At 72.8% G+C, this 10,951-nt stretch carries 8 protein-coding genes; 3 read left to right on the top strand and 5 right to left on the bottom strand.

Features of this window, described 5'->3' with window-relative positions; all coding sequences use genetic code 11:
• Positions 1-9: 9 nt before the first annotated feature.
• The 4 genes from R6Y94_RS22265 to R6Y94_RS22250 form a co-directional block, all read right to left on the bottom strand.
• Positions 10-573 (bottom strand): dihydrofolate reductase family protein, encoded by a 564-nt coding sequence (locus tag R6Y94_RS22265; RefSeq protein ID WP_318397828.1) that lies wholly within the window; start codon positions 571-573, stop codon positions 10-12.
• Between the two features lie 23 nt (positions 574-596).
• Positions 597-1,061, bottom strand: a complete 465-nt coding sequence (locus R6Y94_RS22260; protein ID WP_318397827.1) for an SRPBCC family protein — start codon at positions 1,059-1,061, stop codon at positions 597-599.
• Between the two features lies 1 nt (position 1,062).
• Complete coding sequence (locus R6Y94_RS22255) at positions 1,063-1,404, bottom strand: metalloregulator ArsR/SmtB family transcription factor (protein ID WP_318397826.1); 342 nt, start codon at positions 1,402-1,404, stop codon at positions 1,063-1,065.
• A 202-nt stretch (positions 1,405-1,606) separates the two neighbouring features.
• A complete protein-coding gene (locus R6Y94_RS22250; protein ID WP_318397825.1) occupies positions 1,607-2,536 on the bottom strand; it encodes a chlorophyllase in 930 nt (309 codons plus the stop codon).
• A gap of 165 nt (positions 2,537-2,701) precedes the next feature.
• On the opposite strand from R6Y94_RS22250, the gene R6Y94_RS22245 reads away from it, so the two are divergent.
• Positions 2,702-3,289, top strand: a complete 588-nt coding sequence (locus tag R6Y94_RS22245; RefSeq protein ID WP_412102841.1) for a TetR/AcrR family transcriptional regulator — start codon at positions 2,702-2,704, stop codon at positions 3,287-3,289.
• Between the two features lie 121 nt (positions 3,290-3,410).
• Here R6Y94_RS22245 and R6Y94_RS22240 read toward each other — a convergent pair whose 3' ends face one another.
• On the bottom strand, positions 3,411-4,460 hold the full coding sequence (locus R6Y94_RS22240; protein WP_318397824.1) for an SEC-C metal-binding domain-containing protein: 1,050 nt from the start codon (positions 4,458-4,460) through the stop codon (positions 3,411-3,413).
• Between the two features lie 278 nt (positions 4,461-4,738).
• Between R6Y94_RS22240 and R6Y94_RS22235 the strand changes: the two genes are divergently transcribed.
• Complete coding sequence (locus R6Y94_RS22235; protein ID WP_318397823.1) at positions 4,739-7,999, top strand: family 78 glycoside hydrolase catalytic domain; 3,261 nt, start codon at positions 4,739-4,741, stop codon at positions 7,997-7,999.
• A gap of 101 nt (positions 8,000-8,100) precedes the next feature.
• A complete protein-coding gene (locus tag R6Y94_RS22230; RefSeq protein WP_318397822.1) occupies positions 8,101-10,887 on the top strand; it encodes a family 78 glycoside hydrolase catalytic domain in 2,787 nt (928 codons plus the stop codon).
• Positions 10,888-10,951 lie beyond the last annotated feature (64 nt).

The following is a 10,951-nucleotide window of genomic DNA, read 5'->3' as shown; positions in this document are numbered from 1 at the left end:
CGTTCGGGCCTAGCCAACCGACGTCGGAGTCCTGTCCAGCGTGTAGTCGAGCAGGACGAGCCGTCGGTCGAGCACCTCGGTGGCGGCGAGCCGAAGGTTGAGGTCGGGCAGGCCGGCCAGCATCCGCTGCTCGCCGGTCTCGCCGAGTACCTGCGGGAACACCAGCAGGCGCAGCCGGTCCACCAGGCCGAGCCGGAACAGGCTGCGGACCAGCGAGATGCTGCCGATCACCCGCAGCGGGTCGCCGGGGGCGGCCTTCATGGCGGGTACGGCCACCTCGACGCCCTCGGTCACCACCGAGGTGTTGCGCCAGCTCAGCGGCGGCCGCAACGACGTGGAGAAGACCACCTTGGGCAGCTCCGCCATCCGCTTGGCCGACGGGTCGTCGCCACCGCTGTATTCCGCCAACGCCCGGTAGGTGTTGGCGCCCATCAGCATCACCTGCGGGCGGGCCGACTGCTCGTCGATCCACGCCTGGAGGTCGGGACCGTCGTAGCCGAAGTAGGCGGGGGAGTCGCGCCCCCGCAGCCAGCCGTCGACGGTGCTGAACAGGTCCACTGTCAGTTCTCGCATCGGGTTCCCCCGTTCCGTCCGCGTCAGGAGAGCTTCGTCAGGTACGCGGCCAGGGCGTCGTACGACTCGCGGGCGCCGTCGGCCATGCCCGAGGCGGCCATGCCGTCGCGCTCCTCCTTCGTGTCGAACCGGGTGACGCTGGTGACCGTCGTCCTGCCGTCCTGCTCGGTCAACTCCAGCGTCTCCACGCAGACCTTCCCGGGCATGCCCTCGAACTCGAAGGTCTGCACGATCCGCTCCGGCGCCTGGATCTCCCGGTACTCGCCGCGGAACGCGTACTGCCCGTCCGGGGCGTGCTCGACGAAGCGGTAGCTGCCGCCCGGGCGGAAGTCGATCTCGCAGTCGAGCGGGTTGCCCCGCCCCCACCAGTGCCTGACGTGTTCGCACTTCGCGTGCGCCTCGAAGACGAGTGCGCGCGGTGCCTCGAACACGCGCACCATCTTGATCTCCAGGTCGGACGGCAGGGTCACCGTCAGGTTCTCGCTCATCTCACTCCTCCGTCGGTCGTGTTCCGTCGCTCTGTAGCTGTCGCAGGTATTCGCCGAGCCGGTCGTAGCGCTGCTCCCAGAACCGCTGGTAACCGGCGATCCAGTCGGCCACCTCGCGCAGCGGCTCCGCGTCGAGCCGGCACGGCCGCCACTGTGCCTCCCGGCCCCGGGTGATCAGCCCGGCCCGCTCCAGCACCTTCAGGTGCTTGGAGACGGCCTGGAGGCTGATCGGGAACGGCTCGGCGATCTGGTTGACCGTCGCCTCGCCCTCGGCCAGCCGGGCCAGGATGGCCCGCCGGGTCGGGTCGGCGAGGGCGCTGAACACCTCGCTCAGCCGGTCCACTGTCTCCGCCTTTCTCAACCGCTCGGTTAATTAACTCATAGGTTGAATATGGCGCCTACGGCGGCCGTTGTCAACCCCGTAAGGGCGCCTGGATCGAGCGAGGTGCGGATCGCGAGCCGATCCCGGCGGCGGCCCGGCGGTGCGGCACGGCGGACGGCGGCAGCCCGCCCCGGAGGGGACGGGCAGCCTGCTTTCCGCAGCGTCACTTGGTTTCGATGCGGCCCAGCGGGTCGGTGTCCTCCGTCAGTTCGGCGCTCGCCACGGCCCAGCCGGTGTCCGTCGGGTACAGCGCGCTGCGGAGGAAAGCCCAGGTGAGTCGCTGGATCAGGGCGACCCGCTCGGGGCTCTCGTCCGTCGTCTCGGTGGAGGCGTACCCGGAGATCCCGCCCAGCGAGTGTTCCGCGCCGAACAGGGTGAGCAGGCTCTTGGTCCCCGGGCTCAGGAAGTACGGATCCGTGAACCACTCGGGCCCCCGGACGGTCAGGGCGGACTGGTCCTTGTCGCCCGCGACCACCAGAGTCGGTGTCGTCATCCCGGTGAAGTCCGGGTTCATGAAGGAGTAGTGCTCGGCGGCGAACGGCGTCAGGTCGGCGCCGCCGGTGCCCGGCGGGGCAAGCAGTACGCCGGCACTGATCCTCGGATCGGACAGGTCCTCGCCCGGCGCACCTTGGGTGTCGAGGACCCGCGCGCCCAACAGCATGCTGGCCGTCTGGGCGCCCCAGGAGTGGCCGGCGACGGCTTGGCGGCTGTGGTCGAGGCGCCCGGCGAGGCCGGGGACGCCGGCTTCGATCCGGTCCAGTTGGTCGACGATGCGGGTCAGGTCCTCGACCCGGAAGCGCCAGATCTCCGGGTAGCGCGGGTCCTCGGGCGTGACGTTCAGGGTCCGCGAGTCGAGGTGGGTGGGCTGAAGGACCGCGAAACCGTGCGCGGTCCAGAAGTCGACCAGCGGGGCGTAGCTGTCCAGCGACCCGCCGAAGCCGTGCGAGAAGACGATGATGGGCAAATCGTCGCCGGTCACCGGAGCCGACACCCGCACCTGGAGGTCCTCGTCGCGGCCCGGGGCGGGTAGCAGCACCGGGCGTACCGAGACGACGGGAACGGGCCTGCTGACGAGTTCGTCGGGGTGGCGCATGAGTTTCTCCTTGGGAGGTGACGTACGGGAAAGTGACACGGGGGCGGTGCGCGGCCTGGTCACGGGGCGCCCGCTCTGGCACTATGAGTACCGGATCCGTGTTCCGTTTCAACCATACGGAACCGTGTTCCGGTTAGCAAGGCGAGTGACGGAGGCAACGGCGCAGTGACTGAGATCGGCAGCGGACCGGCATCGTCGGCCCGGCGGAAGCGGGCCGACGCCCGGCGCAACGAGGAGACCCTGCTCGAAGCGGCCGCCGCGGCCTTCGTCGCCTCCGGCGTCGACGCGCCCGTGCGGGACATCGCGGCCAAGGCCGGCGTCGGGGTGGCGACCATCTACCGCCACTTCCCGACCCGGGCCGATCTGGTCGTCGCCGTCTACCGGCACCAGGTCGAGGCGTGCGTCGAGGCGGGCCCGGCGCTGCTGGCGAGTGGCGACTCAGCGCACGGCGCCCTGGCTCGGTGGATCGATCTCTTCGTCGACTTCCTGGTCACCAAGCACGGCCTCGCCGAGGCGCTGCAGTCCGACGACGCCACCTTCGCGACCCTGCACGACTATTTTCTCGACCGACTCGTGCCGGTCTGCGCCGAGCTGCTCGACGCCGGGACCAGGGCGGGCGAGATCCGCCCCGACATCGAGGCTCTCGAACTGATGCGGGGCGTCGGCAACCTCTGCATCGGCGCGGACCGGGACCCCCGGTACGACGCCCGTCGCATGGTGGAGGTTCTCCTCGCCGGACTACGCCCGCACTGAGCCTTTCCACCCGAACCGCGCGGCGGGCACGCGCCGACCTCCGCCTGCGGCCAGCACGGACCGCAAGGGAGGTGGGAAAGGTTCAGCGATCGACCAGGTCGATCCAGGGGACCGGCGGGAGCTAGCCGCGGGTACGCGGCAGGCAGCACTTCTTGTACTTGTTGCCCGAACCGCACCAGCACGCTTCGTTCCGCTCCGGCGGCCAGGGAAGCTGCACGCCCTGCTCGGCCAGCTCCGCCGCGTAGCCGGACCGGGCCGACTCGTCGGTCGGCGCCGCGCCGGTGCGTGCAGCGTACCCGGCCAGCCCCTCGGTCGAGCCGCGCAGCGGGCCGAGCCCGACCCGACCCGCGTCGGTCAGCCGGACCAGTTCCCGCTGGACCCCGGCCCGGTGCTCGGCCCAGTTCCGGCCGACCGCCTCGGCCAGGTCCGGCCAGCGCGACAGCAGCGCATCGAACTCGCCCTGTGGCAGGAACAGCCGTGCCTCCGGTCCCGGCTCGGCCGCCGCCGTGGTCGCGTTGCGGAACAGTTCGTTCTCCAGCCGGTCGGCCAGATTGTCGTTCTGGTCGTGCGGCAGGTCGAGTTCGCGGCGTACCCGGTGTCGCTGTTGCAACAGGAAGAAGAGCAGCCCGGAGGCTTCCTGCACGGTCGGTTCGGCGGTCACCGTGACGTCCGCGCTGTCCTCCGCGGGGCCCTGCGCCGGGGCGGTCCGGTTGCGCAGGGCAGTCTCGACCGCCTCGGTCAGCCACTGCTCGGCCAGGTCGGTCCGGCCACCGACGTCCAGTGCGGCGCTGAGGTACGCGGCGGCGTCGGGCTGGGAGTCGAGGAGCGGGCGCATCGCGGTGAGTTCGGCGAGCGCCTCGTCGGCGCGACCGGCCCGGAACAGGATCCGGGCGTGCAGCGCCCGGGCGAAGCCGGCGTCCGGCTCGGTGCTGTCCCGGTACGCCCCGACGGCGCGGTCCGCGTACCGCTGTGCGGCGTCGAGTTTCGCCCTGGTCTCGGCGATCTCGGCGGCCAGCGTCAGCGCCCGGCCGGCGTCGGCCGGATCGGCGAGCCGCCCCTGCTCGACCGCCTCGGCCAGCTCGGCGGCGATGCCCAGCGGGTCGGCCGCGCCGAGCGCGGACTGTCGTAGCTCGGTCAGGTCTGCGCTGGTGAGAACGTCTTTCGTCGGCACGGCTTCACGGTACTGCGGTAGCCCGGCCGAACCCGGCTGGTCAGGGTGTAACCCGCCACACGTGACTGACCGGGTGGCCGTCGGCGTGCGGAGCGAGGCGGACGACGGCGGTGACCGGGGTCGGATGACCGCTCGAACCGACGACGACGGATCTGCCGGAGCGGGACGGGCAGAGCGCGGCGGGCGAGGCAGTGGCCGGATCTGGCCAACCGCCGTGTCTTCCGGCGGAGCGGCTGGCGGAGTTAACCTGCCTGAAACGATTCAGGCAGGAGGCACGGGTGAGCCAGCCCAGCGCCGAGCACACCACCGACCCAGGCCCCGGGCTGTCCCGCCGAGGGCTGCTCGGCACCGGAGGTGCCCTCGCCCTCGGTGCCACCGCCACCGCGTCCGGAGCCAGCCTCGTCGGCACAGCCGCCTCGGCGGCCGGCAAGCCGACCGAAACCCTGGCCCCGACCGGACTGCTCAGCTCCCTGCTGGACGATCCACTGGGGATCGCCGCCACGCACCCCCGGCTGAGCTGGATCGTGCCGGCACTCGGCCGGGCGCCCCGGCAGCACGCCTACCAGGTGCAGGTCGCGCACACCACGACCGAACTGTCCCGCCGTGGCGGGGTGGTCTGGGACAGCGGCCGGATCGTCTCGGCCGACTCCACCGCCGTGCCGTACGCCGGGCCCCCGCTGCGACCCGGCTCGGTCTACCACTGGCGGGTGCGTACCTGGGTGGGTCCGAGGCGGGTTTCGCACTGGTCCGCGCCGCAGCGGGTCGTCACCGCCGCCGGGGACACCTGGGTGGCCGAGCCGATCTGGGCGCCGGACGGCACCGTCCGGCTCGGCGACGGCAGCTTCGAGGTGTCGGTCACCATCACCTCGGTCGCCGCCAGCCTCTGGTTCCGGGCCCAGAACACCGCCAACAACTACCTCTGGCAGCTCCGGGCCGGCACCCCGGGGGTGCTGCGTACGCACGTGCAGCGCAACGGCAGCTACACCGTGCTGGCGGACCGGCCGCTCACCGCGCCGGTACCGGTGGGCACCCCGGTGCGGCTGCGGGTCGAACTCGCCGGCCCGACGATCCGGACCTACCTCGACGACGTGCTGGTCGACACCACTGTGGACGGAACGTACGCCGCCGGGAGCATCGGGTTCCGCAACGGGAGTACCGAATCCCAGCGGTTCCACGCCGCCAGGTTCACCGACCCGACCGGTGCGGTCCTGGTCGACGAGGACTTCTCGACCGGAGCGGGGGTGTTCGGCCCGACGGGCACGGTCGCCGGCGGTGACCTGGTGGTCGACCGGGGCCGGTCGGTACTGGCGACGCTGGGCGAGAGCAACGACTGGGCGCTGCTGCGTACCGAGGTGGTGCTGCCGGGCAGGCGGATCGCCGCCGGCTACGTCTACGCGACGGGCCAGTCGCCCGAGCCCACCCGGCAGTACGTCTACCAGCTCCGGGTCAACGACGAGATCGTCGGGGTGGGCCCGGTCCGGGCGATGGCCGGCGAGGCCCGCTACGCCACCCACGACGTCACCGACCTGCTGCGGCCCGGCCGCAACGCGCTCGCCGCGCTCTGCTACTCCACCCAGGAGCGCGGCTTCCTCGCCCAGCTCGTCGTGGTCTACACCGACGGCACCCGGCAGGTCTTCGGCACCGGCGACGGCTGGCGGGCCCGCCGGGCCGGGGCGTGGCGGCCACCGGCCGGCCACACCGGCGGCGGCTACTACCAGGCGCCGCAGGAGTATCTGGACGCCCGCCGCGAGCCGGTCGGCTGGACGCGCGCCGGGTTCGACGACTCCGGATGGCAGCCGGCGGTCACCGCCCCGCTGACCCGGCCGCTGGCACCGGCCTGGGTCGGCAACATGGAATACCGCTACCTGCGGCCGGTCGCGGTGCACCGGCTCGAACCGGGCCGTTGGCTCTTCGACCTGGGGCGGGAGGTGGTCGGCGGACTCCGGCTCTCGGTGCGCGGGGTCGACGGGCAGACCGTCGAGGTCCGGCTCGGCGAGGAGCGCACCGAGACCGGCGCCCGGTACAACCTTCGGGCCGGGCAGACCTATCGCGAGGTCTGGACCCTGCGGGACGGCTGGCAGCGGCTGGAACACTGGGGATACCGGGGATTCCGCTGGATAGAGCTGGTCGCCGACCCGGCACTGGAGCTGTCCCGGGCGGTCGAGGCGGCGGTGCTGAAGCTGCCCTGGCGGGACGGGGACGCGGCGTTCTCCAGTTCCGATCCCGATCTGGACCGGGTCTGGGCGATGTGCCGGTACTCGATCGAGGCGACCCGGCAGGACCTCTACCAGGACACCCCGACCCGGGAACGCGGCCCGTACGAGGGTGACGCCATCATCAACCAGCTCTCCGAGTACGCCACCCAGCGGTCGTACGCGCTGGCCCGGTACTCCACCTCCTACCTGGTCCGGCGGCCGACCTGGCCGGCCGAGTACCGGTTGCAGACCGTACTCACCGCCTGGCAGGACTATCTGGCCACCGGTGACCCGTCGAACCTGGCCGCCGACTACGACCTCTTCGTCGGCCGGCAGCTCGACGAGGCGCTCAACGCCAGCGGCCTGGTGGAGAAGAACCCGGGCAGCTCCAGCCAGGCCAACGCCGACCTGGTCGACTGGCCGGCGAGCAACCGCGACGGGTACGTCTTCACCCGGGTCAACACCGTGATCAACGCCTGGCAGTACGCCGCCTTCGACGCGCTGTCCCGGATCGCCGGGGTGCTCGACCGCTCCGCCGACCAGCAGCGGTACGCCGAACTGGCTGCCCGGCTGCGCGCCGCGCTGAACGCCCAACTGCTCGACCCGGTCGCCGGTGCCTACCGGGACGGGGTCGGCACCGACCACCGGGCCCAGCACGCCACGGCGTTTCCGCTGGCCCTCGGGGTGGCGGAGGAGCCGCACGTCCGGGCCCTGGGGGAGGGGCTGGCGGCCGGCGGGATGCGGGTCAGCGTCTACGGTGCGCAGTTCCTGCTGGAGGCGCTCTACCGGGCCGGCCTGGCCGACGCCGCGCATGCGCTGCTGACCAGCCGTGCGCAGTCCTCCTGGCTGCACATGATGGACGACCTCGGCGCCACCGTCGTGATGGAGGCGTGGGACCCGTCGATCAAGCCGAACACCACTTTCTCGCACGCCTGGGGCTCCGCGCCGGCCAACATCGTGCCCCGGTTCGTCGCCGGGGTCCGTCCACTCGCCCCCGGTGCCCGGGAGGTGCTGGTCGCCCCGCAACCCGGCCCGCTGCGCTGGCTGCGCGCGACCGTCCCGACGGTACGTGGCCCGGTCCAGGTGCGGCTCGACCGGGGACCCGGGTCACCCCTGGCCGGCACGCGGCACTCGACCGGCACGCCGCTGCTGTCCGTCACGCTGCCGCCGAACGTCACCGGGCGGATCGAGCTCGACCTCGCCCAGTTCGGCGTCTCCGAGGCCCGGAAGGTGCGGGTGCGCTCCGACGGGCGGGCGCCGGAGCGTGCGGTGGTCGCCGGCCGGCTCGTGCTGACCGGGGTCGAGCCGGGCACGACCGTGCTCAGTTGGCCGGGCCGGCACTGACCATTTCCAACTGGACAGCGCAGCGCGTTCGCCCCGTCTCTCGGCTACGGCGTCGGCCAGCCGTCCCGGCAGAAACCGTCCACCGCAAAGAGGAGCGCCACATGTCACGACGCCGACGATCCGCCCGGCTGAGGACCGCCCTGGTCGTCACCGCCGTACTCGTGCCGGGGAGTGTGCTCGCCGGAGCCCCACCGGCGCTGGCGACCCGGGGACACGCGCCGGGCACGCCCACCGGCCTGACCGTCGACGACCGGGCACGGCCGTTGAACGTCGAGGGCACGCCCCGGTTCGGTTGGCTGCCCCGGGACAACGACCCGGGCGAGACCCAGACCGCGTACCGGTTGACGGTCTCGGCGGCCGACGGCGACCTGCTCTGGGACTCCGGCAAGGTCCGCTCCGCACAGCAGTCCTACGTCCCGTACGCCGGCCCGGCGCTGGCGCCCGGGGCGGCGTACCGGTGGACGGTGCGGACCTGGGACCGGACCGGGCGCAGCTCGCCGGCCGGCGGCGGCAGCTTCGAGACCGGCATCTCCGACGCCCAGTGGGAGGGGGCGAACTGGATCCGCCGGGTCACCGGGGACGCCGACGACTACACGCTGGCCCGCACCGAGGTCCCGATCGGGCGCGGCCGGGTGGTCCGGGCCCGCGCCTACACCGCCGCCGACCACACCTACGAGCTCTACCTCAACGGCCGGCGGGCCGACCGGGGCACCTCGTTCGGCTACCCGGGCGAGGACTACTACCAGGCCGCCGACGTCACCGACCTGGTCCGGGCCGGCAAGCCGCTCGCGATAGGGGTCCGCTACCACTGGTACGGCAGCGGCCAGGGCCGCCCCGCCGGGGCACCGGGACTGCTGCTGAAGCTGGTCGTCGAGCACGCCGACGGCACCCGGCAGGTGATCGTCACCGACGGGTCGTGGCGGGTGGCCCGGGACAGCTTCTTCCCGGCCGGCTCCGCCCGGCGCAACGGCGAGGGTGACCGGATCGAGCGGCAGGACGCCCGCGCCGAGATCGTCGGCTGGACCGCGCCCGGTTACGACGACTCCGCCGCGCCCTGGGCGCCGGCCGTGGTGGTCGGGGCGCATCCGACGGCGGCGTACCCGCGGCTCATCGGCCAGGAGACCCGGCTCGCCGAGCGGACCGTCAAGCCGGTCGCGCTGACCACCGCCGCCGACGGCACGGTGGTCGCGGACTTCGGCGTGGTCGTCCCGGCCCGTCCGGCGGTACGGTTCGACGCCGGGGTCGCCGGCCGGACCGTGCCGATCCGGGCCGGTTACAACCTGAACCCGAGCACCGGCCGGGTGGAGACCTCCACCCTGCTCTCCCAGGGCACCGACATGAGCTTCCCCTACGTCCAGAAGGACGGGAGGCAGGAGTTCCGGGCCTTCACCCACCTCGGCTTCCGCTATCTGGAGATCCCCGACGCGGGCGAGCGGATCGACCGGAACGACGTCTCGGCGGTGCTGGTGCACACCGACACCCCGGCCGGCCGGGAGGGCAGCTTCCGCAGCTCCGACCGCACCCTGAACGAGGTGTGGGAGATGTTGAAGCGGTCGGCGATCTATTCGGTGCAGGAGGCGTTCGTCGACACCCCGACCCGGGAGAAGGGCCAGTTCCTCGGTGACGCCGCCGACATCTCGTACGCCACCATGGGCGCCTTCGGCGAGCGGGACGCCACCCAGCAGGCGATCCGGGAGTTCCTCTACTCCGCCACGCGCTTCTGGAACACCGGCAACGACCTGGGCCGCTACAACGCGGTCTATCCGAACGGCGACGGCAAGCGGGACATCCCGGACTACTCGCTGATGTTCGTTGACTGGGTCTGGCGCTACTACTCCGAGACCGGGGACGCGGGCCTGCTCGCCGAGGCGTACCCGTCGATCCGGAACACCGCCGACTACGTGATCCGGCACATCCCGGCCGACGGGCCGACCGCAGGCCTGGTCACCCGGCTCTCCGGCGGCAGCGGCGCCTACCAGTACGGCATCGTCGACTGGCCGGAGCCGGGCCGGTTCGGCTACGACATGAGCGCCGCCGCCCGGACCACCATCAACGCCCAGGGCGTGGACGTGCTGCGTACCGCCGGGTGGATGGCCGAGGCGCTGGGCCGGCCGGCCGAGGAGGCAGCCGGTTACCACGCCCGGGCCGACGCGCTGGTCGACGCGATGAACGCCAAGCTGCGCCGCCCCGACGGCGTCTACGTCGACGGCCTCGCCGACACCGGCCAGCAGAGCGCGCACGCCGGCCAGCACAGCACCTCGTACGCGATCGCGCACGGGGTGGCGCCGGAGGCCGACCGTCCGGCGCTGGCCGCCCACCTGGCGTCGATGGGGATGAAGCAGGGACCGATGACGGCGCACTGGCTGCTGGCCGCGCTCGGCGAGGCGGGTCGGGCGGACGCCGTACTCGACCTGCTGACCGACCCGGACGACCTGGGCTGGGCGAACATCCTCGCCCAGGGCGGCACCTTCACCTGGGAGGCCTGGACCCTCGACCCGGGCACCAACTTCAGCCAGTCGCACGGCTGGGGTGCGCAGGCCGTGGTCGACGTCCAGGAGACCCTGCTCGGGGTGCGTACCGCGAGTCCGGGCGCCGGGCGGGTCGAGATCGCGCCTCCGGCGACCGGCCTGGCGTACGCCGCCGGCACCGTGCACACCCAGCGCGGTCCGGTGGCCGTGGACTGGCGCCGCACCGGTGCCGGGCTGCGGGTCGAGCTGGAGGTACCGGTCAACGTGACGGCCCGGGTGGCGCTGCCGGTGGTGCCCGGCAGGTCGTACCGGGCGGCCGGGCCGAGCCGGGCGACCTTCGTCGGCATCGAGGACGGCCGCGCCGTCTTCGAGGTCGGCTCCGGCCGCTCCGTCTTCCAACCGACCGGCCGTTCGCACTGACCTCGTTCACCGCCGTGGCCCGGCCCCGACCCAGATCGGGCCGGGCCACGGTCCGACCTCGGGA

It is taken from the genome of Plantactinospora sp. KLBMP9567 (genome assembly GCF_033446045.1).
Classification (GTDB): domain Bacteria; phylum Actinomycetota; class Actinomycetes; order Mycobacteriales; family Micromonosporaceae; genus Plantactinospora.
The sequence above is the reverse complement of the archived record's forward strand: the minus strand, read 5'-3'. Positions and strand labels throughout refer to the sequence as shown.